The sequence below is a fragment of the Pseudomonas sp. GW822-FHT02E03 genome (assembly GCF_058802325.1).
In genome coordinates, this window is record NZ_JBXAOA010000010.1 from 25007 (window position 1) to 48656 (window position 23650).

Annotated in this window: 25 protein-coding genes; 16 read left to right on the top strand and 9 right to left on the bottom strand. The window is 57.5% G+C overall.

Annotation, left to right across the window (positions count from 1 at the left end):
* Positions 1 to 159: 159 nt before the first annotated feature.
* From AC1RQB_RS10175 to AC1RQB_RS10185, 3 genes are read left to right on the top strand one after another with little or no spacing between them, the layout of a single operon-like run.
* The gene (locus tag AC1RQB_RS10175) at positions 160 to 1125 is read left to right on the top strand and encodes a tripartite tricarboxylate transporter substrate binding protein (RefSeq protein WP_008072183.1); all 966 of its coding nucleotides are present in this window, start codon (positions 160 to 162) and stop codon (positions 1123 to 1125) included.
* Between the two features lies 1 nt (position 1126).
* On the top strand, positions 1127 to 1618 hold the full coding sequence (locus tag AC1RQB_RS10180) for a tripartite tricarboxylate transporter TctB family protein (RefSeq protein WP_063343709.1): 492 nt from the start codon (positions 1127 to 1129) through the stop codon (positions 1616 to 1618).
* Between the two features lie 24 nt (positions 1619 to 1642).
* Positions 1643 to 3151 carry a tripartite tricarboxylate transporter permease gene (locus tag AC1RQB_RS10185; RefSeq protein ID WP_063343710.1) on the top strand — a complete coding sequence of 503 codons (1509 nt, stop codon included), beginning with the start codon at positions 1643 to 1645 and terminating at the stop codon, positions 3149 to 3151.
* A 280-nt stretch (positions 3152 to 3431) separates the two neighbouring features.
* On the opposite strand, the gene AC1RQB_RS10190 is transcribed toward AC1RQB_RS10185, so the two are convergent.
* Positions 3432 to 4325, bottom strand: a complete 894-nt coding sequence (locus AC1RQB_RS10190; protein WP_008072187.1) for a LysR family transcriptional regulator — start codon at positions 4323 to 4325, stop codon at positions 3432 to 3434.
* A 157-nt stretch (positions 4326 to 4482) separates the two neighbouring features.
* Between AC1RQB_RS10190 and AC1RQB_RS10195 the strand changes: the two genes are divergently transcribed.
* On the top strand, positions 4483 to 4959 hold the full coding sequence (locus AC1RQB_RS10195; protein WP_081235333.1) for a (R)-mandelonitrile lyase: 477 nt from the start codon (positions 4483 to 4485) through the stop codon (positions 4957 to 4959).
* Positions 4960 to 5129: 170 nt separating this feature from the next.
* On the opposite strand, the gene AC1RQB_RS10200 is transcribed toward AC1RQB_RS10195, so the two are convergent.
* Together AC1RQB_RS10200 and AC1RQB_RS10205 are read right to left on the bottom strand one after the other, a co-directional pair.
* Positions 5130 to 5909: a carboxymuconolactone decarboxylase family protein gene (locus AC1RQB_RS10200; protein WP_063343712.1), complete on the bottom strand. Its 780-nt coding sequence runs from the start codon at positions 5907 to 5909 to the stop codon at positions 5130 to 5132.
* 259 nt (positions 5910 to 6168) lie between these two features.
* Entirely contained in the window at positions 6169 to 6600 is a 432-nt protein-coding gene (locus AC1RQB_RS10205) for a nuclear transport factor 2 family protein (protein ID WP_063343713.1), read from the bottom strand.
* A 347-nt stretch (positions 6601 to 6947) separates the two neighbouring features.
* On the opposite strand from AC1RQB_RS10205, the gene AC1RQB_RS10210 reads away from it, so the two are divergent.
* The 4 genes from AC1RQB_RS10210 (at position 6948) to AC1RQB_RS10225 (ending at position 9258) form a co-directional block, all read left to right on the top strand.
* Positions 6948 to 7589, top strand: a complete 642-nt coding sequence (locus AC1RQB_RS10210) for a hypothetical protein (RefSeq protein ID WP_063343714.1) — start codon at positions 6948 to 6950, stop codon at positions 7587 to 7589.
* A complete protein-coding gene (locus AC1RQB_RS10215) occupies positions 7589 to 8032 on the top strand; it encodes a phage holin family protein (protein ID WP_081235334.1) in 444 nt (147 codons plus the stop codon). The genes AC1RQB_RS10210 and AC1RQB_RS10215 overlap by 1 nt, the downstream gene beginning before the upstream one ends.
* Positions 8029 to 8859, top strand: coding sequence for a DUF3618 domain-containing protein (locus AC1RQB_RS10220; protein WP_063343715.1), 831 nt, complete (start codon positions 8029 to 8031; stop codon positions 8857 to 8859). Before AC1RQB_RS10215 ends, AC1RQB_RS10220 begins: the two co-directional genes overlap by 4 nt.
* Before the next feature lie 114 nt (positions 8860 to 8973).
* Positions 8974 to 9258, top strand: coding sequence for a hypothetical protein (locus AC1RQB_RS10225; protein ID WP_063343716.1), 285 nt, complete (start codon positions 8974 to 8976; stop codon positions 9256 to 9258).
* A 32-nt stretch (positions 9259 to 9290) separates the two neighbouring features.
* Here AC1RQB_RS10225 and AC1RQB_RS10230 read toward each other — a convergent pair whose 3' ends face one another.
* Positions 9291 to 9848, bottom strand: a complete 558-nt coding sequence (locus AC1RQB_RS10230) for an ATP-dependent Clp protease proteolytic subunit (RefSeq protein WP_007900348.1) — start codon at positions 9846 to 9848, stop codon at positions 9291 to 9293.
* Between the two features lie 290 nt (positions 9849 to 10138).
* On the opposite strand from AC1RQB_RS10230, the gene AC1RQB_RS10235 reads away from it, so the two are divergent.
* Both AC1RQB_RS10235 and AC1RQB_RS10240 read left to right on the top strand, forming a co-directional pair.
* Positions 10139 to 10438 (top strand): con-10 family general stress protein, encoded by a 300-nt coding sequence (locus AC1RQB_RS10235; RefSeq protein WP_081235335.1) that lies wholly within the window; start codon positions 10139 to 10141, stop codon positions 10436 to 10438.
* Between the two features lie 236 nt (positions 10439 to 10674).
* Entirely contained in the window at positions 10675 to 11016 is a 342-nt protein-coding gene (locus AC1RQB_RS10240; RefSeq protein ID WP_008072206.1) for a hypothetical protein, read from the top strand.
* A gap of 145 nt (positions 11017 to 11161) precedes the next feature.
* On the opposite strand, the gene AC1RQB_RS10245 is transcribed toward AC1RQB_RS10240, so the two are convergent.
* The 3 genes from AC1RQB_RS10245 to AC1RQB_RS10255 all read right to left on the bottom strand — a co-directional run bounded on the left by AC1RQB_RS10245 (position 11162) and on the right by AC1RQB_RS10255 (position 14806).
* Positions 11162 to 12583 (bottom strand): amino acid permease, encoded by a 1422-nt coding sequence (locus AC1RQB_RS10245; protein WP_063343718.1) that lies wholly within the window; start codon positions 12581 to 12583, stop codon positions 11162 to 11164.
* Between the two features lie 111 nt (positions 12584 to 12694).
* Entirely contained in the window at positions 12695 to 13720 is a 1026-nt protein-coding gene (ocd, locus tag AC1RQB_RS10250; protein WP_063343719.1) for an ornithine cyclodeaminase, read from the bottom strand.
* 51 nt (positions 13721 to 13771) lie between these two features.
* On the bottom strand, positions 13772 to 14806 hold the full coding sequence (locus tag AC1RQB_RS10255; RefSeq protein ID WP_008072209.1) for a histone deacetylase family protein: 1035 nt from the start codon (positions 14804 to 14806) through the stop codon (positions 13772 to 13774).
* 120 nt (positions 14807 to 14926) lie between these two features.
* On the opposite strand from AC1RQB_RS10255, the gene AC1RQB_RS10260 reads away from it, so the two are divergent.
* Positions 14927 to 15427: an Lrp/AsnC family transcriptional regulator gene (locus AC1RQB_RS10260; RefSeq protein ID WP_008072210.1), complete on the top strand. Its 501-nt coding sequence runs from the start codon at positions 14927 to 14929 to the stop codon at positions 15425 to 15427.
* Positions 15428 to 15582: 155 nt separating this feature from the next.
* The gene (locus tag AC1RQB_RS10265; protein WP_063343969.1) at positions 15583 to 16767 is read left to right on the top strand and encodes a patatin-like phospholipase family protein; all 1185 of its coding nucleotides are present in this window, start codon (positions 15583 to 15585) and stop codon (positions 16765 to 16767) included.
* A gap of 9 nt (positions 16768 to 16776) precedes the next feature.
* Here AC1RQB_RS10265 and AC1RQB_RS10270 read toward each other — a convergent pair whose 3' ends face one another.
* Positions 16777 to 17415, bottom strand: coding sequence for an MliC family protein (locus AC1RQB_RS10270; RefSeq protein ID WP_063343720.1), 639 nt, complete (start codon positions 17413 to 17415; stop codon positions 16777 to 16779).
* 101 nt (positions 17416 to 17516) lie between these two features.
* Positions 17517 to 18494: an AraC family transcriptional regulator gene (locus tag AC1RQB_RS10275; RefSeq protein ID WP_241824493.1), complete on the bottom strand. Its 978-nt coding sequence runs from the start codon at positions 18492 to 18494 to the stop codon at positions 17517 to 17519.
* A gap of 205 nt (positions 18495 to 18699) precedes the next feature.
* Here AC1RQB_RS10275 and AC1RQB_RS10280 point away from each other — a divergent pair, with 205 nt between their 5' ends.
* The 4 genes from AC1RQB_RS10280 to AC1RQB_RS10295 all read left to right on the top strand — a co-directional run bounded on the left by AC1RQB_RS10280 (position 18700) and on the right by AC1RQB_RS10295 (position 23592).
* On the top strand, positions 18700 to 20457 hold the full coding sequence (locus tag AC1RQB_RS10280; RefSeq protein WP_063343722.1) for an alpha/beta fold hydrolase: 1758 nt from the start codon (positions 18700 to 18702) through the stop codon (positions 20455 to 20457).
* A gap of 174 nt (positions 20458 to 20631) precedes the next feature.
* Complete coding sequence (locus AC1RQB_RS10285; RefSeq protein WP_063343723.1) at positions 20632 to 21087, top strand: hypothetical protein; 456 nt, start codon at positions 20632 to 20634, stop codon at positions 21085 to 21087.
* A gap of 118 nt (positions 21088 to 21205) precedes the next feature.
* On the top strand, positions 21206 to 22678 hold the full coding sequence (locus tag AC1RQB_RS10290) for a DUF3300 domain-containing protein (protein WP_063343724.1): 1473 nt from the start codon (positions 21206 to 21208) through the stop codon (positions 22676 to 22678).
* Positions 22679 to 22704: 26 nt separating this feature from the next.
* On the top strand, positions 22705 to 23592 hold the full coding sequence (locus tag AC1RQB_RS10295; protein ID WP_063343725.1) for a DUF2950 domain-containing protein: 888 nt from the start codon (positions 22705 to 22707) through the stop codon (positions 23590 to 23592).
* Positions 23593 to 23650 lie beyond the last annotated feature (58 nt).

The following is a 23650-nucleotide window of genomic DNA, read 5'->3' on the forward strand; positions in this document are numbered from 1 at the left end:
TCAGCTCATTGTGCGGGGCTATCGGTCATTGCCATCCGGTTGATTGAAAGGACACCAACAAACACAACTATGACCTACGCTTATTCCCAGACGCATGTTCAACCAACAGGGGCTCCTCCCTGATCGAAAACAACAAGAACAGCTATCCGGAGACGACTCATGTTTGCATTGGCCCGTCGATTCAGCAGCAACCTCGCCGTTTTAGTTACCGCCGCCGCGCTCGCCTCACCGGTTTTTGCGCTGGATACCGTCAAATTCATGGCCCCAGGTTCAGTCGGTGGTGGTTATGACCAGACCGCACGCGTCCTGGGCAAAGCCATGGTCGAGGCGAAAACGGCAAAGTCCACAACCTTCGAAAACAAGGGCGGGGCAGGTGGAACCCTGGGGTTGGCGCAATTTGCCAACGGCACCAAGGGCGATGCCAATGCCCTGATTGTGGTTGGCGCGATCATGGTCGCGGCCATCGAGCAGAACAAACCGCAAATCACCTTGAAGGACGTGACACCGATTGCCCGGCTGTTTACCGAATACAACGTGATTGCCGTGCGTGACGACTCGCCGTACAAAACCCTGGGCGACTTGCTCAAAGACTTCAAAGCCAACCCGTCCAGTATCAAATGGGGTGGTGGCTCCAAGGGGTCGATCGACCACATTGGCATCGCCGAACTGGCGAGCAAAATGGACGTCCCTGTCAACAAGGTGAACTACGTCGCCTTCGCCGGTGGCGGCGAAGTCGTCGCTGCGGTGCTGGGTGGCCATATCACGGTGATCACCGGCGGCTACGCCGAGCTCGCCAAATACGTCCAGTCCAAGCAGTTCCGCTTACTCGCCATCGGCGCGCCCAACCGCGTTGAAGGCATCGATGCCCCGACCCTCAAAGAGGCTGGCTATGACGTGACGATCGGCAACTGGCGGGGTGTTTACGGCGCAGCGGGCCTGACGCCCGAGCAACGTAAAGAACTGACCGAAGCCGTCCTGACCGCCACCAAAAGCAACGTATGGCAAGAAAACGTAAAAACCAATGCATGGTCGCCGAGTATTTTGACCGGGGATGATTTCGGTAAATTCGTCGAAGAAGAGCACGGGCGCCTGCGCGCGATGCTGGTCAAGGTCGGGCTGCTTTGAGATGGCCGGGCGCTGGAGAGTCATGCCGGCCCAACTGGCGATTGGCTTAGGTGTCGTCGCCATCAGCGCGGTATTGGCGATCGGCGCCTCGCGGTTTCCTCCCGAGATGGGCTTCGTCGTCATGGCAGCGTACGTCTATCCCTACGCCGTCGCGGCGTTTCTGGGCGTCGTCGGTCTGTTGATGTGCTATCAGGCGCTCACGGGTGGTTTTCGCAATCTTGCCGACGACCATGAGACCACGCAGGCTCAGCCCGGCGGCAAGGCCGGGGCGACTTGGGTCACGGCGGGGCTTGTGGGCGTTGCCTTGCTCATTACCTACATCGGCTTCGTATTGGCCGCCTCATTGCTATTTGCCTGCTCGGCACGGGGTTTTGGCAGTCGCAGCCCGGTGCGGGACCTGGCCATCGGCATCGCCCTGACGCTGCCGATTTACTGGCTTTTCACCGCCGGGCTAGGGGTTTCCCTTCCGCCCTTGATCAACGCCTGGATCTGATCCGGGCCCAAGGAGGTCGACAAGGTGGACATTCTCGCAAGTCTGGCAAGCGGCTTCGGTGCCGCGTTGGCGCCGATCAATCTGATGTGGGGTTTTATCGGCTGCCTGCTGGGCACCGCGATCGGTGTTCTGCCGGGAATCGGGCCGGCGCTGACCGTCGCCTTACTCCTGCCGATCACCGCCAAGGTCGATCCTACCGGCGCGCTGATCATGTTCGCCGGCATCTATTACGGTGCTCAGTTTGGCGGCTCCACCACCTCGATTCTGCTCAACACCCCGGGAGAATCGTCCTCCATGGTCACGGCCCTGGAAGGCAACCTCATGGCCCGCAACGGGCGGGCAGGTCCGGCCTTGGCGACGGCCGCTATCGGTTCATTCGTGGCCGGCACCATCGCGACGATCTTGTTGACGTTGTTTGCGCCACTCGTTGCCACGCTGGCACTGAAATTCGGGCCGGCGGAGTATTTCGCGATTCTGGTGCTGGCCTTCACCACCGTGTCGGCGGTGCTCGGTGCGTCGATGCTGCGCGGCTTTGCCTCATTGGGCATCGGGCTGACCATCGGCTTGATCGGCCTGGACTCGACCTCGGGCATTGCCCGCTACACCATGGAGGTGCCCGAACTGGTCGATGGCATCGAAGTGGTGCTGGTGGCGGTGGGCTTGTTTGCCGTCGGTGAGGCCTTGTACAGCGTTCTCTACCAAAAGGAAGAAACGGCCCGCCGAAACCGCTTGAGCTCGTTGTGGATGACCCGTGCCGACTGGAAACGCTCGATCCCCGCGTGGCTGCGGGGCACTTTGATCGGTTTTCCATTCGGGTCGATTCCGGCCGGTGGCGCGGAAATTCCGACGTTCCTGTCTTATTCAACCGAACGCAAACTCAGCAAGTACCCGAAAGAGTTTGCCGCCAGCAAAGGCGAGGGCGCCATCGAAGGCGTCGCCGGGCCGGAGGCGGCCAACAACGCGAGCGCCACCGGCTCGCTGGTGCCGCTGCTGACGCTGGGCATCCCGACCTCCGCCACGGCGGCGATCTTGTTGGCTGCGTTCCAGAACTACAACCTGCAACCGGGACCGCTGCTGTTCCAGACCTCGGGTGAGTTGGTCTGGACGCTGGTGGCTTCGCTGTATATAGGCAACGCCATCCTGCTGGTGCTGAACCTGCCGTTGGTGGGCCTGTGGGTCAAACTCTTGCAGATTCCACGGCCGTACCTGAACGCCGGCATTCTGGTATTCGCCACCATCGGCGTGTACGGTATGCGCCACTCGACGTTCGACCTGTTTCTGATGTTGGGCATCGGCTGGGCAGGGGTGTTGATGCGGCGTTTCGATTTCCCCGTCGCCCCGGTGATCGTCGGCATGCTGCTGGGCCCGATGGCGGAAAAACAACTGCGCAACGCCTTGTCCATCAGCCAGGGCGACTGGATGGTGTTTGTGACGCAACCGATTGCGGCGTCGGTTCTGGTGTTGACGTTGTTGGTATTGCTGGTTCCGTACGTGCTGCATAAACGCGGCATCAAATTGCATGAGGATGATTGAGTGCTTCGCGAGCCGGGCTTGATGATGCTTTGCCCTAGGAGCATGGCTCAAGAATCCCCCACGTAGATCGTTCCCATGCTCCGCGTGGGAATGCCTCAACGGACGCTCCGCGTTCGGCTCCGGAGGGACGCGGAGCGTCCCGGGCTGCATTCCCACGCAGAGCGTGGGAACGATCATCGAGCTACCCACAAAATTTTCGGAAGTTTCTGACAGAGTCGCCGCGACGGACGCCTTCGCGAGCAAGCCCGCTCCCACATTTGATCGCTGTGGGAAACAGTCTTCACCCCCGATAACGCAGCGCATCCACCAACAACGCAAACGCCGGCGATGCCTGACGCCGGCTCGGGTAGTAAAGGTGAAACCCGGCAAACGGCGCACACCAGTCGTCCAGCACTTGCACCAGCCGACCTGCCGCAATATGGGAAGTGACGATGTCGTCGGGAAGGCAACTCAAGCCAAATCCATCCAGCGCAGCAGTCAGAAGCTGATACACGCCATTAAACGTCACCTGACCCGATACCCGGACATTCAGGCTTTCCTCACCTTTCTTAAACTCCCAGGCATACAGCCCGCCATTAGTAGGCAGCCGCAGGTTGTTGCATTGGTGTTCGGTCAGGTCGCGAGGTGTGATGGGCTTTGGACGGTTGGCAAAGTACGCCGGCGAACCGACCACCACCATGCGCATGTCCGGCCCGATGCGGGTGGCGATCATACCTTGGGCTACATCCTCACCCAACCGCACACCGGCATCGAAACCCTGGGCCGCGATGTCGACAAAACTGTAGTCGCAACAGACCTCCACCGAGATGTCCGGGTACTGGAGCAGGAACGGTTTCAACACCGGCCACAGGATAAATTCCAGCGCATGGTCCATCGCGTTGATGCGGATTTTGCCGGCCGGTTTGTCGCGCAGGTTGCTCAGTGCCGCCAGTTCAATCTCGATTTCCTCGAAATGCGGGCCGACCGTTTGCAGCAGGTGTTCACCGGCCTCTGTCGGCGACACGCTACGCGTCGTGCGGGTCAGCAAGCGCAACCCCAACCGAGCTTCCAGCGCTCGAACCGTATGGCTCAGCGCCGACTGGGAAACCCCGAGCTTGGCGGCAGCCTTGGTAAAGCTTCGCTCCCGCGCCACCGCGAGGAAGGCGAGTAAGTCGTTGGCGTTTTCCCGAAGCATTGATGAGTCCCTTTCATAGGTATATTCGAATTCTAGTGGCTAATCCGGAGAATGCTCAGCTGTTAGATTGGCAAAGCATTTGCCCGGCAATGGCGTGTGGTCGCATGACGGCCCGCACATTCGCCACGCTTTCCAAACGACTCGAGAGAGAACTGTCATGAAAAACCTTGCCGCTACAGCGCTCTCGCTTTCGCTTCTTGCCTTTGACGCACAGGCACAGGAAACCCCAATGCTGACGGTGACCCCAAACGGCTCGCAACCTTCAGCGAAAGGTTCGGCTGACTATTTCACCGGCGCGGTTCGTGTCGATGCACCTTTCAAAGGAACTGCACCGGCCCGGGTCAGCGGCGGCACGGTCACTTTCGAACCCGGCGCTCGCACGGCGTGGCATACCCACCCGCTGGGCCAGACTTTGATCATCACCGCGGGCTCCGGCTGGGTCCAGGAATGGGATCAACCGATCCGTTCGATCAAGCCGGGCGACACCGTGTGGATTCCTCCCCATGTGAAGCATTGGCATGGCGCGACCGCGACCACTGGCATGACCCACATCGCCGTCGCCGAAGTGCTGGACGGTAAAGTCGTGGAGTGGATGGAACAGGTCAGTGAGGCGCAATACGGTAAAGCGCAATAACCCTGAACACCTGAAACAGCGAGCTGTTTCAGGCGCGCGTCGATCAATGGCAGTGCGGAACCTGTGGGAGCGGGCTTGCTCGCGAAGACGGCGGCACCGTCAACATGGATCTCGCCTGACACACCGCCTTCGCGAGCAAGCCCGCTCCCACATGGAATCGCGTTAGCCTTTCATCCTTGGGCTTTGCGTGACGCGAATACGTCCTTCAGGACAGGCACAGCAGACATCGCCTTCGGCCAGCCGACATAAAACGCCAGGTGCGTGATGACCTCGGCGGCTTGGGTTTGGGTCAGGCCGTTGTCCATTGCCCGGTTCAAGTGAAAGGGCAGTTGCGCCACCTGGCCCTGGGCCGTTAGGGCCGCCACGGTGATCAGGCTTCGGTCCCTTGGCGTCAGGTCTGAGTTGCGCCACAGATCGCCAAACAGAACGTCATTGGTGTACTCGGCCAGTTGTGGCGCTACGTCCCCGACTGACGCTTCGACGGCGGCTTTGCGTCTGGTTTCGCTGGCCTCATCCAATGTCAGGGGCTCTGATGCCGGGGGCAGGATCTGTTCGGCGGTCAGGCCTCGATCGGTGAATACTTTCTTCGCTACGCCGGCGGCCGATATTGCGTTGGGCCAGCCGGAGTAGAACGCGAGATGGGTGATGAGGGCGCTGATTTCGCTGGGTTTGAGGCCGTTGTCCAGCCCCAGATTGAAGTGCCCCGTGAGCTGCGCGGATTGCCCGTTGGCCAGGAGCGCGGCAATCGTGATGAGGCTTCGATCCCGAGGTGCCAATTCCTGGCGTTTCCAGACCTCGCCGAACAGCAGTTCAGTCGTATACGTGTAGAGCTGAGGTGTCACTTCCTGAACATCCGGGGAAGGTTTGGGCGCGGGTTTGGCGCTCCCCTGATTGCCTTCGACCCAAGCGGAAAAGAACAGCGTGGCGAGTGTGGCAGCGAACAGCTTCATGACATCGACCTCCAGATTGTCTGGCGCCGGATGGCAGCCACTCATCCTTCACATACTAGAGAGGCTGGATAGATCGATTAAGGCCAATAAGCCGAATGGAGTCATGAGGTGGGCTCATCAATTGATCCCGAAAAGATCGCAGCCTTCGGCAGCTTCTACGCCGACCGGATACACCCCAGGAATCGGAGTCGTACGAAAATCCGTAGGAGTTGCCGAAGGCTGCGATCTTTTCGGGCTGCCAATGTTTAACTGACAGAAATCAGAAACGGAACGCTTGTCGTCCTACCAGTAGCCATTTGCCTTTCTGTTTCTGCCAGATCTGGAAGTTCTCGATTTCCGTCGGAACGATTTCTTCACCCTTGATGGCTTGTGCCGAAAAATGATGCCGGACCAACGCCACATCACCCGACAGCGTGATGGTCTGGCCCTGCATCTCCAGTGTCTTGAAAGCGCTTTTTCCGGTTTCGATGTCGGCGATGAAGGCATTCTTGTCCTGGATTTTTCCGCTGGAATGGCCGTAGGTAAGGTTTTCAGCGGTGAGCGCATTCAGTTGGGGAATGTTCTTGGTCAGCATGGCTTGAGTCAGATGGTCTACCGCTACGGCGACATCCTTCTCACCCGAGGAGGGGGCTGCCATCACATAGCCGCTGAAGAGGCACAAGAAGCCGATAAGCAATTTCGTTTTTTTCATGGGTATTTTTTCCTTGTTGTTATGGAGATGACAGACGAGAGACAGTCGCCTCGTCTGTCATCGTACAACTTAACAGGTTTTTGTTGCGAGATGCATTCCGCGAATATCCACCGGAACCTGTGGGAGCGGGCTTGCCCGCGATAGCGATGTGTCAGCCGACATCAATGTTGAATGTGCCGCCGTCATCGCGGGCAAGCCCGCTCCCACAGGTTCCGCAGTGCGCGTTTTATCACTTCATCATCTGCTTGGAACTCCCCGCCAGACACCCTCGTCATCTGCAATGAAGCACCACCGCGGGCACACCGCGGCCACTTCCTGACGTGTTCATTACGAAGGCGAGGGATGACATGACTATTCCAGACAGCAGGACCGGACAACCGGATGCCCCTCGGGATCCCGCAGGCTCCGAACAAAACTTTCAGCATTTAAAGGAGGAGGTTACCGAAGCGATAGGCGGTGCGCGGCATCAGGCCGATGAGCAGTTCGGCCAATACCGCGATACCGCAGCGGATCAGATTGAAGCATTGGCCAGAGGCGCCCAGTCAGTCGTTTCCGAGATCAGGACGAACGATACGTTCGGGATGTCCGACTATCTGGCAGACATGGCCGACAGCATGAGCAGCCTGGCGGGAAAACTGCGCCGCAAAAGTGCCGAAGAGCTTTTGCACGATGGCGCTGACCTGGCACGCGACAATCCAGGGTTGTTCATTGTCGGCAGCATCGCGGTGGGGTTCGGTTTGTCGCGGTTCCTGAAAGCGGGCACGGCGACTCTGCCGACAACCACCGATCGTGAGTTCGCTGCCCAGAGCAGCACTGCCACGTTCACTGGCGATGGCTCGCAAGGACTTTATGAAACGTCGATGCCGCCCGGAGGCGAGCTGTCGCCCGGGTTGGCCTCTAGCATCACGCCGTCCTCGCCGAGCGCGCCCGACCATCGTGGCGACAGTTCCTCAATGCCAGGGTCCAGCCCCTTCTCAGGAGAACGGTGATGAACAGAAACGATCCAGAACTGCAACCCACACCACCCGTCACACCGTCTGTCACGACGGTTGATCATGACGCTTCCGTGGTCGGTTTATTGCGGCAGTTAACTCGGGAAGTACCGGCGTTATTCACCAAGGAACTGGCGTTGGCCAAGGTGGAATTGCAGGCCAGCCTGACGACGTTGAAAGCAGGGATTGCCGGGGTCGCCGGCGGCGCCATTGTGCTGCTCGCCGGGTTCATCATTGTGCTGATGGCGGTCGTCTATGCCTTGAGCCTGGTGATGGCGCCCTGGCTGGCTGCGCTGATTGTCGGCGTCGTGGTGATGGTCATCGGGTTCGTGATGCTGCTGGCAGGCAAAAAACAATTCGAGCCTTCCCACTTCAAGCCTGATCGCACCCTGGGCGCGCTGAATAAAGACCAGGAAGCCCTGCGGAGGAAAGTGTCATGAAGCGAGAATTCGAAACCGAAGCGGCCAAGAGCCCGGAAACCATCGAGCGTGAAATCGATGCGCAACGGGAGAACATCGGGCATATCGTCGACGCGCTGGAAAGCAAGTTTACCCCTGGCCAGATGTTCGATCAGGCACTGTTGCTGATGCAAAGCAACGGCTCGACTTTCCTGACCAATCTGGGCACCAGCGTGCGCAACAATCCCGTGCCCGCGGTGCTGACCTCGGTCGGCCTGATGTGGTTGATGATGAGCCAGAATCGCCCGCCAACGCCCAGGGAATATCGCGTTGAGCCGGAGCCAGATGTCGACTGGACCGATGACTTGGCCGAAGGGCTCGCCGATGGCATGGACAGCGCCCGACAGCGTCTGCACAACACCACTGACTCGCTCAAGAACAGCTATCAGGCAGTCAAGGGTAAGGCCGCGTACCTGAGCGATAGCCTGCATGCGAAGACCGATCACCTCAGTCACGCTGTCCATGACACCGGTGATCGCTTGGCGCGCAGGACTCATGAAATGGGCGACCAGTTCAGTCATCTGCTCAAGGAGCAACCACTGCTGATGGCGGCGATGGGTATCGCGGTGGGAGCGTTGCTGGGCGCGGCGTTACCCACTACCGCAACGGAGCGTCGTTATCTGGGCAGGACCAGCGCAAGCCTCACCGGCAAGGTCAAACAGCAAGCACGGGAGGGCTATGAGGCAGTGCGCGAAAAGGTGATGGAAACCACGGAGCCCCACGCGTCAATCGCGGGAGAAACGGGCGAGATGCGCAAGACCGCATCCGAAACCCCGGCCGATCTGTCGCGTGGCTTGGGGACTTCTTGACAGGTATCAGGGCAAGGCGGGAGGTCTGATGCACAGACGTCCCGTCGAGCCCGGTTTGTCGACGCTTTAAGCAAGCGGGACTCCAAGATCAGGCACCATGACGAGGTACGCATCATGATTGATGAATCCACAGGCATGACCCCAGGTGTGCGTTACGAAATCGAGAATCGGGAAAGGGTAGAACCGTTTGCCGGTTTTTTTCTGGACGGCAAGTATTACCTCGCGCCCGAACTGCACACGGCCATCGGCTGGCTTGAGGGTAATCGCTTTATCTACGATGTACTTGATCCCGAAGACGAGCCGGTGTTCAAGGACCGTGTGGCCGGCACTATCAAGGATTTGAAACTCACATTGAGTGACGGAATGACCTTGGATATTCATCCCATTCCGGGCACCTGACGTATCGGTATCGGGGCCGTCTCGAACGCGCGTCAGCCGCCACTGATTTTCCAGTGTTTGACGTTATCGGCAAACACCATCTGATGCATTTCGTGGGCGATTCCGTAGGCTAGGGATTCATGCGCGGCGATTACTTTTTCTTCCGCTGAAAGGCAATGGAAAATGTCCAGTTTGGTATCCGCGTGGGCGGTTTCCAGGGCAAAGATTTGCACATAGCGCGCGAGGTCGTTATCCAGGCTTGAGAGGTATTCGCGCAGCCGTTGATGGTCGACCGAGCTTTGGCTGAAGTACCAATTCATGGGGTGAATCAGAAACCGCGAATGGGGCGCGGTGATCCGTCGGCCGGCGGCCAGGTACATGATGATGCCCATCGACTCGATGTTGCCGGCATTGATCGCGCACAGCGGCACCGGCAGGGATTTGAGGAAGGTGTAGAGGGCGAAACCAAAATTGGTGCTGCCGCCGCTGGTGGAGAGATTCAGCAGTAAGGAGGAGGCGCCCTGGTCGATGGCGTCGAGGCAGCAGTCCCTGAAGCGTTCCATCGTGCCCTGATCAATCTGGCAATGAAAGTGGACGATGTGCTCGGTCATCGACGTACCTCCACACAGGATAAATTAGAGAGCTGACAGTTCAGCGTAACTGCTTGAATGATGCCAGACCTCAACGCGCTTTTCTTTCATCAATTTGTATAAGCGTAACTCATTTTTATACTCGTTTTACTCACACCCATTAGTCGCCGCATCCGGAGTTTTCTGGAACTAATCATCCCGATCCGCTTGTCGCAAGAGCGACAGATCAGTTCAAACTTTCAATCGCAGAAAACCTCGGAATTAGACGAGCCGACGACGAAGGCTCGTGAATAACAATGAGGAGAACGGAAATGGCTAACACCGGAAACAAGAACCCAGGCAATTTTGCCAATGACCCTGGAAAAGCCTCCGAAGCCGGTAGAAAAGGCGGGGAGTCGGGCGGCGGTATGATGAACGATCCGCAACGCTCCTCCGATGCCGGCAAAAAAGGTGGACAGGCCTCAGGGGGCCGTCAATCCAGTGATACCAATCGTTCTGGCAGCGGACAGGGAGGAGGACGCCCAGACAACTTTGTCGAAGACAGAGAGAAATCATCTGACGCAGGCAAAAAAGGAGGAGGCCAATATCCCGGCGGCGGGCGTAAACCCTGATGCCGAGTGAAATACATCAAGCCCCGCTTTTGGCGGGGCTTGGTTTTATCCAGGTCAGATTCCTGTCGCCGCCAAGTTTCCTGAAATCATCAGGAGTGATCTGGCCGCAACTATTGGTTCAAGTAATAGTGACAATCAAGAAACGCAAGTTCTGGTTTGTTGGGCAAAGGCGGAAAATCGCCCCCATCGAAGACGCTGCTCAATGAACCAGACTTTTTATTTTCAGGACTTCACCGATGCGCCCTTTATTTGTTCCTGCCGTGACTTTCGCCTCCTTGCTGCTGGCCGGTTGCGCCTCCGCACCGAACGACCCGACGCTGACCTTGCAGACGAAAAAAACGCCTGCCGAGTACGCCGACTGCGTGATACCGAAGTTGCAGGGCAGCGCCCTGAACCCGACGGTCTCGCAAACCCAGCGCAGCTACCGGATCGTGGTGCCGAGCAAAGTCGCGGCAGACAACGTTCTCGAAGCCTACAAGGCCCCGAATGGCGGCAAGGTGTTTTTGTATGAGCGCCACTTGCTGGCATCGAACTTCATGCCTTCGAGTTTCGAACGTGCCGCGCAGGAATGCCTGTAACCGGTAACCGCTTTTAAAAATGCTCCTTTGGTTGGCCGCAACCAACCAATTTTTTGTCCCGTGCCGCATTCGGTCACGGGACTTTTTTTTTACGTGCTGGTTTTTGCGTGCAGGTTTTTGCGTGCAGGTTTTGGTGGGCAATGGATCATTCTTTGAGAAGTGACCCTGCCGCGTGACTAGCCTGGTTCCTGCTCTTGAAATGTGAGAATTGGTAGGCGATGGCCAACCAAATGAACCATGCAGGCATCACACACAGTGCAAGACGGGTGTCTGGCCGAAGAGCAAGCAGGCACAACACAAATGCGAGAAATGCGAGGGAGAACCAGGCCATCGGCACGCCTCCAGGCATTTTGTACCGGGATTGCGCATGCAGGTCGGGCCTTGCTTTGCGATAAGCGATGTAGGACGCCAGGATGGTCGACCAGGTAAAGATCACCAGGATGGCCGACACCGTCGACACGATGGTAAAGGCGGTCATGACTTCAGGGATGATGAACAGCAGCAGGACCCCCAGCAGCATCAGAAAGGTCGTGAAGGCCAGGCTGATGAGCGGAACGCTGTTTTTCGACAGCCGTCTGAAAATACCGGGTGCATTACCCAGGTCGGCCAGGCCGAACAACATACGGCTGGACGAGAACACGCCGCTGTTGGCGGATGACGCCGCAGAGGTCAGCACCACAAAGTTCACAATGCCGGCCGCCGCTGGAAAACCCGCGATCAGGAACAGTTCGACAAAGGGACTTTTGTTGGGCGATACCTGCTGCCACGAGGTCACCGCGATGATGCAGACCAGGGACAGAACATAAAAAAGGATGATCCTGAGCGGTATGGAATTGATGGCTTTGGGCAGCGTCTTTTCGGGCGACCTGGTTTCGGCTGCTGCGGTGCCGATTAACTCTGTGCCCGCGAACGAAAAGATCGCCATCTGAAAGCCGGCGAAGAAGCCGAACAGGCCGTTGGGGAAAGCGGCCTGCTTGTCCAGCAGGTGCGTCAGGGAAGCCGTGACTCCCGTGGGTGAGACGAAGGAGCTGGCAATCAGCAGCACACTGACGGAGATCAGCGCGACGACGGCGATTATCTTGATGATCGCGAACCAGAATTCAACCTCGCCGAACAGTTTGACGGTGAGCACATTCAAGGCAAACAGGGTCAGCATCATGCCGATGGCGGGGATCCAGGCCGGTACATCAGGGAACCAGTATTGAAAGAAGCCCCCAACGACTACTGCATCTCCCACAACGGCCACGCTCCAGCTCAACCAGTATGACCAACCGAGAAAGAAGGCCGCACGAGGGCCGAGGTAGGCCCCGGCAAAGTCAGCGAAGCTTTTGAAGTTCAGGTTAGATAAAAGCAGTTCTCCCATGGCACGCATGACGAAGTAAACAAAAAGACCGATGATCATATAGATAAGTATGATCGAGGTGCCGGACAGGGCGATGATCTTGCCGGAGCCCATGAACAGCCCCGTGCCAATGGCGCCGCCCATGGCCATTAGTTGAATGTGGCGATTGCTGAGTGTGCGCTGTAATACGGCTTGTTCAGTTATTTCATGCGTATCTGATTTCATCACAAAACCTCTTGATTTTATGTTTTTTGAGTTTTGGCAGAAAAGTAGTGCGTGTGTTTTATTGTTGTATGTATTGCCTTGCAGGGTGAGCACTCTTGCAATAGCGGTTAATCAGTTAGCGTTACCCTCAATCAGCTGATACAGGTTTTTTATATTGGCGGGTGTGGGAACAAGATGGATTTTTTCACCGATCGCGTATTTGCCAGCTTGGTCATGCAAATAACGAAGTGAAGAAAAGTCTTCAAGCGCAAACCCCACTGAGTCGAACACCGTGACTTGGGTGTCACTTTCTCGGCCTGGTTCGTTATCCCGAACGATGCGGAAATATTCGATGACAGGATGGTCAGCGTTCAGTTGCTGAATGTCGCCTTCAATGCGCGTTTGCGGTTCAAATTCGACAATGATCCGGGCGTTGCGCAGGATATCGGCATGAAGTTCGGTTTTCCCGGGACAGTCACCGCCAACCGCGTTGATATGCATGCCAGGCTCGATCATGTCGGGCGTCAAAATTGTCGCGTAGGCCTTGTCTGCTGTGACGGTGGTAATGATATCAACGCCTTTGACGGCTTCGTGCACCGAGGCGGCTACGGTGACATTGATGCCGGTATAGCTTTCCAGGTTCTGTTTCAATTTCAATGACGCGGCACTGTCGATATCAAATATCCGCACCTCGTTGATCCCGAGCATTTCATAAAAGGCAATGGCCTGGAATTCGCTCTGGGCGCCATTTCCGATAATGGCCATGCGTGTCGAACCCTTGCGTGCCAAGGACTGGGCTACCAGGGCGGACGTTGCCGCTGTGCGAACCGCGGTGGTCAGGGTGAGTTCGCTGAGGACTGTGGGGTATCCGCTATCAACGTCCGCCAAAACACCAAAGGCCATGACTGTCAGCAGATTGTTGCTGGCATTGGCGGGGTGGCCGTTCACATATTTGAATGAATATTGCTTGCCGTCGTCGGTCGGCATCAACTCGATGACCCCGGAATCGGAGTGATTGGCCGTACGTGGGGACTTATCAAAGTCAGCCCAACGGCAATAGTCGGCTTTGATGTAGAGCGCCATTTCCCTGATGGCATTACCGATTCCGATTTTTCGAAAAAGCGTCGCCGCATGATCAACGTCTATGAATAGAGTCATATGTGTTCTCTCTGAATTGTAAGTCGAGGGGGTTATATCGGTCTTCAAAACTCAGGATTGTTTACTCTCATATCCATGAAGTACGTTGACCGCATTGATACCGATTTCATCGACCATGTATCCACCTTCCATGACGAAGAGCGTAGGGGCGCCAACAGTGGCGATAATTTCACCCATGCCAAAGAAGTCATCACTTTCCAGAAGAAAATGGCTGATCGGATCGTCCTTGAAGGTATCGACACCCAAGGAAATAACTAGCAACTCAGGCGAGAAGCTCCGAAGTTTTTTGCAGGCATGCATCAGGGCGTTCTGGTAACTCTGCCACGTGGTATTTTTCGGTAACGGATAATTCAGGTTATAACCTTCGCCGGCACCGGTGCCGCATTCGGAACTGAAACCTGAGTAATAAGGATAAGAAACCGACGGCTCTCCATGCAGAGAGGCAAACATCACATCATTGCGGTTATAGAAGATGTTTTGCGTTCCGTTACCATGATGGAAGTCGACGTCCAGCACCGCGACACGTTTAGCACCTTGGGTGAGTGCATGTTGCGCGGCGATGGCCGCGTTATTCAGGTAGCAGTAGCCTCCCATGTACTCACGAGCAGCATGGTGTCCGGGCGGACGACACAGGGCAAAGGCACTGTTATGGCCTTCGTTGATCAACGATAGGCCGGTGAGGGCAATGTCCGCGCTGGTTTTGACTGCATCCCAAGTGGTCGCGGTGATCGGCGAACCGGCATCCATGGCAAAGAAACCGAGCTTGCCATCAATGAACGCGGGGACGTGTTCATTGGACAGGTCGCGTACCGGCCAGACCAGGGGAAGGGCGTCATGCTCCCGACCTGTTGCCGTCCATTCGGACCACGCGGTTTCCAGAAAGGAAACATAGCGCTCACTGTGTGCATTGACGTAGCACGCCCGGTCAAAAGTTCGCGGGACGATGATATCGCCGAGCCCAACGTGTTGGACTCGGTCGCGAACGGTATCCGCTCGGCTTGGCTGTTCGAAAGAAGGTTTTAGAACGCCGTCCTTTAATTCGGTCCCATGGTGCAAGCGATGGGAATCGCTGAAAACTGTAAGCATTTATACGCATCCGTCATGGTGGTCCAGTGCCAATATTTTGTTCTGGTACGGATGCACTTTCTTTGCTTTTTGTTCTCGCTCTGCTAGCGTAATCGGGAATATTTTTCGGTTAGTTACAGAATGAAGAAAAAAATTACTCATCGCGCCGTGCTTGACGATACCGACCTTTCCATCCTTGCCTTGTTGCAGGAAGACGCCAGCATTTCCAACGCCGAATTGAGTGAACGCCTCTCGCTAAGCCTTACTCCATGCTGGAGGCGGCGCAAGAGACTGGAAGAGGAGGGAGTGATCAAGGATTACCAGGCAAACCTGGACCGGCGCAAGCTGGGGCTGGACATCATGGCGTTCGTGCATATTCGCTTTGCCACGCACACTGACCACACCCCCGAAGCCTTTGAAGCCGTCATCATGCAGCTCCCCGAGGTCTTGTCTTGCCACAAGATCACGGGGGATGCCGATTACCTTTTGCAAGTACTGGCTCAGGATCTTGATAGCTACAGTGACTTCGTCGAGAGCGTATTGCGACGACAACTCGGTATCGCCTCTATCCAGTCAAGTCTTGCGTTGCGTGAGGTCAAAACGACCAGTCGTATCGCCATTCCGGGGCGGACAAAGCAGTAAACGGGCGTTACAGACCGGACGTCCCGCCAACCTCATGACTGCTTTTGCTTGCGCTAGCATGAAAGATGTTCAGGCCACTCGCCATTGAGACTGGTCATTGGTGTGTCGAGTGTGCGTGACGGGCGCTGTCAATTGCAGGGGCCGGAGGAGGCGTGTTGAAACCATTCCAGCTCAGACCTAGCGCCTCAACCCTGAACATGTTGCGTCAAGCATGCCTGCAACGGCGTGATGCGGTGCCGCCAACGTTAACGGAAAAAGCGCTGATCCCGGGCATTCCAGATGCTCGCTACTGGCTGGACCAGGACCTGACGCCGTTCATTCGGGATGTGAGCCTGGCCAACCTTCGAGAGGCTGAGGCGCTCGCCAGCGCAGGGCTACCGAACGACATCCTGCCGCGGGCAAATTTGCTGGCCGTTTCGGGCGGCGGCGACGCTGGCACATTCGCCGGGGGCATCATTGCGGGATGGACCCTGCATGGGACTCGACCTGTGTTCAAAGTCGTCACCGGCATTAGCGCTGGCGCCCTGGTCGCCCCGTTTGCCTACCTGGGGCCACAGTACGACGATGTCATTGTGCGTATCTGCAATGCAGTCGGTCCAAAAGACATTTTCCATGCGCGCAATTTGCTGACCCGTCTTACCAGCGATGGCATGGCGCACAGCAAGCCACTGTCGCGGCTCATTGCACAGCACGTCACTGCCGAGATTCTTGCGGCGATCGCCTCGGAATACGCCAAGGGACGGCTCCTGATGATCGGTACCACCGACCTTGATTCGGGGCGCCCGGTCACCTGGAACATGGGGGCTATTGCCTCCAGCCAGGCACCGGGAGCGCTCGAGCTGTTTCGCAACATCATGGTCGCGTCGATGAGTATTCCCGGTGCCGTCTCACCCGTCATGATTGATGTGGACGTTAACGGCCACCCGTTTCAGGAAATGCACGTGGACGGAGGTGTCCTTACGCAAGTGTTCCTTTACCCACCCGGCACCGTGATGGCGCTGAACCAGGTGCCGGGGGCGCGTTTGCGCCGTGAACGGCATTTCTATGTGATTCGCAACGGCAAACTGGAACTGCAATGGTCCGGAACGAAGCGCCGAACCTTGAGCATTGGCGGTCGTGCCATCAGCGCATTGATCCAGACTCAAGGGATCAGCGATCTGGATCGAATTTACCGAATTGCCCAGCAGGATGGGGCGGACTTCAATCTGGCGTACATCGGCTCCGATTTCCATGTTTCTCGCCTCCATAAATTCGATGGCGAGTACATGAAGCGCTTGTTCAAATACGCCTTTGAACTCAGTGCCAAAGGCTATCCGTGGCATAAATCGCCGAGTACGTGAGAGACGGTCTCAGCCGATCGGCTCGGCCGTACAACTCATTTCCCCTGAGCCCGGCTTCTGGAAAAGCACCGCGTTGCCGTCTTGCCAGAAGCTGTAGTTTCCTTGGGAATCCTTGCCGGTGTATTGGGTTCCCGAAGCATTCTGCACCTGACTCAGGGTGATCGAGCTGTTCGCCCATTTCAGGTACACGACACCAGGCTGCGTGTTAAAGAAAGTGGCCGCAAGCAGCGCATTAAACCCTGTACACCGAAACGCCAGCGGGCCTTCGGTGAGTCTGTCTGGATCCTTGGTTCTTGCAATGACCGAGCCTTGACGCAGTTGGTGCGCGCGCTCGGCATACTGTCGGACCGTACACGCCTTGGGCGCAGGGTCGGAGGCACACTGATTGCGGGCGTCGATCCAGAACTGCTGGTCGATCATGATTTTGTCCGGACGCGGTACTGAATGATTGTCGGTGATCGCCAGGCGATAAAGACGCGTCAGTTCGATGTCCATTTGCAGCAGTTGTGGGTCGCGACAAATCAGCTTTTCGACGGACGCCCTTGCCGTGGCGCAGTCGAAACTGGTGTGGAAGATGGGCGAAGCATTTGCACAGGTGCTCGTCGCCGCGCACACGCTGGCAACGAACAGACAGGTGAGCGTTTTCATGTTGGGCTGATTCATTACCTGATACCCGGATTGCTGTGAGATCTATTGATCCGTTGAACAGTCATTTGTTCGCATTGGGTGTATCGCAGTATAAGGCTGTATTACAGATTGGACTGGTGAGCTCGCCAGGTTGATGGGCTGCAATCGAAGTGCCGGCTGAACCAGCGGGAGAAGGCACTAAGTTCGGAAAACCCCAGAACCCCGGCTATCTCACTCAAACGTTGATTGGAATGTGCCAGGTGACGCATTGCCAGCTCTGCACGCACCTGATCCAGCAGCGAGGAAAATGTTTCCCCCTCCTGCGCAAGCTTGCGATGCAGTGTTCGCCTGTCCCATCCCAAATTGGCCGCCACTTGTTCCACCGAGCAATGGCCCGTGGGCAGCACTATCCAGATCATCTGGCGCACCTTTTCAAGTAAAGCTGTTTTGGATTCTTCGCGGATACTGTCCAGATACTGATGAACATAACGGGCCATGTCCGGATCGGCACTGGGCAGTGCCTTGTCCAGATCGGTACTGCGGCAAACGATGCCATCCATCAGACTATTGAACTGCACGGAGGTGGCGAATATGCGGCGGTGTCGACTGTCGTCCATCGGCGCTGCGTGACGAAAGCAAACTATTGAAGGGTGCCAGTGGTTCCCCAGCAAGGTTTTCAGCAGGCGGTGGGTCACCCCCACTGACAGTTCCATCGCCTGACGCACCGGCAGGTTTCCCACTGTGACCTGTTCCATGCGCAAAACCACCACGCCGCCACTCTCCTCGATATTCAACACCAGCCCCTGATTGTGGAGGAACAGGAAGTCGCGGAACGCTTCCATGGCCGAACGGATCGTCTGTTCGTCACGCCACAGCAGCGCCAGAGGCCCCAGATTGGAGAGCTTGCGGGTTTCGGCCATGCGCAAGCCAAAATCGTCCACACCCGCTTCACGCGCCGAATTTTCGAGCAGACGTGCTACGGCTTCGTTGGGAATCTTCAAATCCGGTTGAAGCAGGCATCGGTGGTCGAGGCCGACGAGGCGCAATTGCTCCAGGTGATCAACGTGTAGCGATCGGGCTATTTCAGCGTAGTTGGTCAAGCTGGCACTGCGAACAAGGCCACTCATGAATGATGATTTCTCAATTCGGGACAGCGATTTATCAGCTTAGCAGGAGGATGTCCCGCAAAGTCAAGGTGAACGCCGGCAGCTGCGCGACACTGCGTCACGTCCCATCGTGCCTGCATCGTCAGATGGGGATTGCTCGTTGCCCTCAAGGCTTGTGTACAAAAACAAGAGAATGGCTATGAATAAAACACCTCGTATCGCTCGATCAACGGATACGCCTGCCAAACGTCGCCGCGCGCCAAAAGCTCTTCAAGAGCAGCAGAAACAGGAGCTAGCGGTCAAGACAGCACAGGTTGCTACACCATTGCTCAGGGTGCGCCCGGTCGATCTGCTTAGCGCCTCCGGTTCCCTGTTCAAGGCCGTGGGCAAGACGCCAGTCAAGGCCGCGCGGCATGTTGGCAGTTTCTTCAAGGAGCTGGGCAATATTGTCGCCGGCAGCTCCAGCGTGGCACCGAATCCCAAAGACAAGCGTTTTTGCGATCCGGCCTGGCAATCCAATGCCTTGTTGCGCGGCCTGTTGCAGAGCTACCTGGCTGGCAATGACGAGCTGAGCCGTTTTATCGAGGAGGCCCATCTCGATGCCAGAGACAAGGGCCGCGCCCGGTTCATTGCCGCACAGTTGTTTGATGCACTGGCGCCGAGCAACCTGCTACTGACCAATCCGGCAGCGTTGCGCAAGTTGCTCGATACGGGTGGCATGAGCCTTGTCAAAGGGATCGGGCAGTTCTCCCGTGACCTGCGCCACAACGGCGGGATGCCGATGCAGGTGGACAGCGCGCCATTCAAGGTGGGAGAAAATGTCGCCACGGCGAAGGGCGAGGTGGTGTTGCGCACCGAGATGTTCGAACTGCTGCAATTCGCCCCAACCACGAAAAATGTACATGCCCGCCCGTTAGTCATGTCACCGCCGCAGATCAACAAGTACTACGCCATTGACTTGTCGCCAGACAAGAGTCTGATCAAATGGATACAGGACAGCGGTATACAACTATTCGTCGTCAGCTGGCGCAATCCGACCAGCATGCACCGCGACTGGGGCTTGTCCGAATACGCACTGTGCCTTGACCAGGCGGTTGATGTCGCGCGGCAAATCACCGGTAGCGCGGATGTCAACATGTGGGGTTCCTGTTCAGGTGGCCTGACGCTCGCGGCCTATCTCGGCTGGCTGGCGGCGCGCGGTGAAGGCGCCAAGGTGGCGAACACCAGTTGGGCGGTGTGCGTGCTCGATATGCCCGCGCTCTTCGGTGAGACCGCCATCGGCCTGTTTGCCACCCCGGCGGTACTGCGCGCGGCGAAGACCAGCTCGCACTGCAAGGGAACACTCAGCGGCCAGGACATTGCGCGCATGTTCGCCTGGATGCGACCCAACGACCTGATCTGGAATTATTGGGTCAACAATTATCTGCTGGGCAACAAGCCGCCGGCATTCGACATTCTGGCATGGAACAACGACTCCACGCGTCTGCCGGCAAAGCTGCATGCCGACTACCTCGATCTGGCCCAGCACAATCCCTACAGCAACCCGGGTGTATTGCAGATTGCCGGCGAGTCGATCGACATGAGCAAGATCAAGGTCGGTGCCTATGTGATCGGCGGCACCACCGACCACATCACACCGTGGCAGGGTTGCTACGGCACCGCCCGACTGTTCGGCGAGGACAGCACCTTCGTTCTCTCCAATGCCGGCCATCTACAGAGCTTGATCAATCCGCCGGGCAACCCAAAGTCGTATTTCTACGCCGCCGCTGCCACCGCCTCAGATCCGGAAAGCTGGCTGCAAGATGCAGGCGAGAGCCACACCGGCAGTTGGTGGCCGCATTGGCGGCAGTGGATTGAACAACGGTCGGGCGCTAGCCGGCCAGCACCACGCAAACTTGGCTCACGCAAATATCCGCCGTTATATGCAGCCCCGGGCCATTACGTCCTGGAGCGTTGAGATTGGCTGTATTGCGGTGTAAGTCAGTGCTCAAAACTACCCACACCCGTTCGAGGGGTGCACACGTACAAAAGGAATTAGAAGTTGCACCCTAAGAACATTGTTCCAGGGCTAGTCGCCAAACGCTGAACTAGACTCAAAGATCCAAAGCACACTGATAGCAGTGGAGGCTTTATGAAGAAATCCATCCCCCCCTGCCTGGCTACGCTTGTCTCGGTGTTCTGCCTTTGCGCTTCAGCCGAGACCGTAACGCCGCTCAAAGGGCAGTCCCCCGAAATGATTCAACAGGACATTAGCTCATGCCAGGCTCAGGCCGGGAACGCAGCAAGCACCAGCACAACGCCTCAATCAGGTGGACGTGCCCGTGGTGCCGCTACTGGCGCAGTAGCAGGTGCGGCGGTTGCCGGAGCGCGCGGTCGTCAGTATGACGAGGTTTATGACAAGGTAGACGACGACGTTAAACAGGAATATCGACAGAACCAGGCCAAGGATGCTGCTGTGGCAGGTGCGGTTGTAGGCGGATCCCGGCAACGTCAGGATCGTCGACAGGATCGCCGGGCAGAACCGGCTGCAACTGCTTCCGCCTACAGCAGTTGCATGCAGCAACGGGGCTACCAGATAACCCCTTGAACCTGAACAACAAAGAGTAATTGCATCAAGATCTGTATCGTCTTTGACGGGCGCGACGGTGCAGGGAAGGGCGGAACGATCAAGGCGCTCAAGCCTGCCTGACCACAGAGGGGGTGCAATGCGCATTCCATTGTTCTACGCGGTGTCGGTTGTATTGTTTTTGAGCGGATCTTCCTGCCTGGCGCAGCCATTGGACGCGAGCGCGACCACCAGCGCTTCCAGTACAGCACCTGTCACCTCGGTGGCCAAAGATGCCGTGTTTACCCAGGAGCAGCTGGATCAAATGCTGGCTCCCATTGCGCTTTACCCGGACCCACTGCTCGCACAGGTGCTGATGGCCACCACGTACCCCGGGGAAATCGCCGAGGCGGTCACCTGGTCTAAAGCACACCCGGACGCCAAGGGCGATGATGCGGTCAAACAAGTGGCGAACCAGCCCTGGGATCCGAGCGTGCAGGCGCTGGTCGCTTTCCCACAAGTCATGGCAACGCTGGGACAGGATCCCGTCTGGGTGCAACGCCTGGGTGATGCCTTCCTGGCGCAGCCCGACGATGTCATGGGGGGCGTGCAACGCTTGCGTCATCAGGCTCAGGCAGCAGGCAACCTGCAGAGCAACCAATATCAGAACGTGACGGTGCAGGCGGCACCGGCATCGGCAGCTCCGGCTCCGGCTCCGGCCACCAGCACCTCCACGATCATCATTCAGCCCTCCGATCCGCAGGTGGTTTACGTACCCACTTATAACCCGACCACAACCTACGGCACCTGGCCCTATCCGGCGTCGCCGCCCGTGTACTATCCACCGCCGCCAGCCTATTACCCCGGTTCGGCATTGTTGGCCGGGCTGGCCTTTGGTACCGGTGTGGCTATCATCGGCTCGTTATGGGGTGATTGTGACTGGGACAACAACGACATCGACATCGACGTCGACCGCTACAACAACATCAATCGCAACAATCAGATCACTCGGAATCAGAACAACTGGCAGCACAACGCTGTTCATCGCGACGGCGTTCCCTATCGAGACAGTAAGAGCCGCGAACAGTACGGCCGACAACTGGACGGTGCCCGTCAGCGTGAAGCCTATCGAGGGGACAATGCCCAGCGAGCCCAGGCTCGTGAAAAAGCCCGTGGTTCAATGGACAAGCACGGTATCGAGCGACCCGCCACCAGCAACCGCGAAGCCCGTGATTCGGCGCGCAAAGCCCAGTCTGCAACATCGCCCGGCAATCGGATGCAAGCAGGTACAGACAGACCGAAGGCGTCTGACAGGAGCCAGGGCACTGCCAGAAGTACTCGGGAGAATCAGCAACCCAGGAAACAGACCGCTCAGGTAAATCAGCGCGGGCAGGGCGATTTGCAAGGGCGCCAGACTGCGCAAAAACGGCCGGCTGCCAGTACGGGCAGTGCGGGCAGTGCGCGCAACAATGCATTCGCCGGCGTGCGCTCACCGTCCCAGGCCAACGCACAAGCCAGTCGTGGCCAGGCCAGCCAGGCATCCGCCCGGCGCCCTAGCGCCTCGCGTCCCGCCGGCCATCAGGTCAGCCGGCCGTCCAGTCCACCCGCGCGCCAAAGAGGGGGCCGTCGTTGAAAAACAATGCTCGAGTGAAGGCTCTCATGGGCTTGCGCTTTCATGTCATGGCGATCGTTGCCGGCTTGACGTGGTCGTGCATGGTTACGGCACAGCAGGCATTTCCAACCCCGGAAATGGCCGCCCAGGCGTTCGTCGAAGCACTGGGGACGAAATACGCCGATCAGGCACGCCTGACCGATTTGCTGGGTAATGAATGGCGCAGTTTCATCCCGCGCGAAGGCGTGCAGCGCAGTGATGTGGATGCGTTTTTGAAGCAATATCGCGAGCAACACGCCATTGAAAAAACCAGCGATAGCAAGGCGGTCCTGTCGGTTGGCAGTGAACACTGGACACTGCCTATCCCCATGATAAAAGCCGCGAACGGTTGGCGCTTCGACATCGACGCCGGCAGCGCCGAAGTCCGTGCACGTCGAATTGGCCGCAACGAACTCGCCGCGGTGCAATCAGTGCTGACTTATCATGACGTCCAGATGGAGTATGCATCAGTGGATCATGACGGGGACGGCGCACTCGCCTACGCGCAAAAAATCTTCAGCACCGCCGGCAAGCACGACGGCCTTTATTGGGAGGACGACGATAGCGGTCAGATCAGCCCGCTGGGTCCTTTGTTCGGCAAAACCATTGCCGGCGAAGACTGGCAGGGTTATCACTTCCGTATCCTTGATGGCCAAGGTCCTTCGGCACCGGGCGGCGCCTATAGCTACCTCATCGGTGACGAGATGAGCCGTGGCTTTGCACTGATCGCCTGGCCGGCGAAATACGCTGACACCGGGGTGATGAGTTTCATGATCAGTCATGAAGGGGAGGTGTTCGAAAAAGACTTGGGACCCGGTGGTGACAAGTTGGCGGAATCGATGAAGCGCTTTGATCCAGATGACAGTTGGAAGGTGGTTACCGTGGGGCAGGAATAGATCTGCCTCGGACTGCAAATCCCTTTGGGAGCGGGCAAGCCCCGCTCCCGAGGATGTG

What these genes read in the sequence shown, in the direction of transcription:
- AC1RQB_RS10175 (WP_008072183.1), top strand. Translation starts at nt 160, where the DNA reads ATGTTTGCATTGGCCCGTCGATTCAGCAGCAACCTCGCCGTTTTAGTT.
- AC1RQB_RS10180 (WP_063343709.1), top strand. Translation starts at nt 1,127, where the DNA reads ATGGCCGGGCGCTGGAGAGTCATGCCGGCCCAACTGGCGATTGGCTTA.
- AC1RQB_RS10190 (WP_008072187.1), bottom strand. Translation starts at nt 4,325, where the DNA reads ATGCTTCGGGAAAACGCCAACGACTTACTCGCCTTCCTCGCGGTGGCG.
- AC1RQB_RS10195 (WP_081235333.1), top strand. Translation starts at nt 4,483, where the DNA reads ATGAAAAACCTTGCCGCTACAGCGCTCTCGCTTTCGCTTCTTGCCTTT.
- AC1RQB_RS10200 (WP_063343712.1), bottom strand. Translation starts at nt 5,909, where the DNA reads ATGAAGCTGTTCGCTGCCACACTCGCCACGCTGTTCTTTTCCGCTTGG.
- AC1RQB_RS10205 (WP_063343713.1), bottom strand. Translation starts at nt 6,600, where the DNA reads ATGAAAAAAACGAAATTGCTTATCGGCTTCTTGTGCCTCTTCAGCGGC.
- AC1RQB_RS10210 (WP_063343714.1), top strand. Translation starts at nt 6,948, where the DNA reads ATGACTATTCCAGACAGCAGGACCGGACAACCGGATGCCCCTCGGGAT.
- AC1RQB_RS10215 (WP_081235334.1), top strand. Translation starts at nt 7,589, where the DNA reads ATGAACAGAAACGATCCAGAACTGCAACCCACACCACCCGTCACACCG.
- AC1RQB_RS10220 (WP_063343715.1), top strand. Translation starts at nt 8,029, where the DNA reads ATGAAGCGAGAATTCGAAACCGAAGCGGCCAAGAGCCCGGAAACCATC.
- AC1RQB_RS10225 (WP_063343716.1), top strand. Translation starts at nt 8,974, where the DNA reads ATGATTGATGAATCCACAGGCATGACCCCAGGTGTGCGTTACGAAATC.
- AC1RQB_RS10230 (WP_007900348.1), bottom strand. Translation starts at nt 9,848, where the DNA reads ATGACCGAGCACATCGTCCACTTTCATTGCCAGATTGATCAGGGCACG.
- AC1RQB_RS10235 (WP_081235335.1), top strand. Translation starts at nt 10,139, where the DNA reads ATGGCTAACACCGGAAACAAGAACCCAGGCAATTTTGCCAATGACCCT.
- AC1RQB_RS10240 (WP_008072206.1), top strand. Translation starts at nt 10,675, where the DNA reads ATGCGCCCTTTATTTGTTCCTGCCGTGACTTTCGCCTCCTTGCTGCTG.
- AC1RQB_RS10245 (WP_063343718.1), bottom strand. Translation starts at nt 12,583, where the DNA reads ATGAAATCAGATACGCATGAAATAACTGAACAAGCCGTATTACAGCGC.
- ocd (WP_063343719.1), bottom strand. Translation starts at nt 13,720, where the DNA reads ATGACTCTATTCATAGACGTTGATCATGCGGCGACGCTTTTTCGAAAA.
- AC1RQB_RS10255 (WP_008072209.1), bottom strand. Translation starts at nt 14,806, where the DNA reads ATGCTTACAGTTTTCAGCGATTCCCATCGCTTGCACCATGGGACCGAA.
- AC1RQB_RS10260 (WP_008072210.1), top strand. Translation starts at nt 14,927, where the DNA reads ATGAAGAAAAAAATTACTCATCGCGCCGTGCTTGACGATACCGACCTT.
- AC1RQB_RS10270 (WP_063343720.1), bottom strand. Translation starts at nt 17,415, where the DNA reads ATGAAAACGCTCACCTGTCTGTTCGTTGCCAGCGTGTGCGCGGCGACG.
- AC1RQB_RS10280 (WP_063343722.1), top strand. Translation starts at nt 18,700, where the DNA reads ATGAATAAAACACCTCGTATCGCTCGATCAACGGATACGCCTGCCAAA.
- AC1RQB_RS10285 (WP_063343723.1), top strand. Translation starts at nt 20,632, where the DNA reads ATGAAGAAATCCATCCCCCCCTGCCTGGCTACGCTTGTCTCGGTGTTC.
- AC1RQB_RS10290 (WP_063343724.1), top strand. Translation starts at nt 21,206, where the DNA reads ATGCGCATTCCATTGTTCTACGCGGTGTCGGTTGTATTGTTTTTGAGC.
- AC1RQB_RS10295 (WP_063343725.1), top strand. Translation starts at nt 22,705, where the DNA reads ATGGGCTTGCGCTTTCATGTCATGGCGATCGTTGCCGGCTTGACGTGG.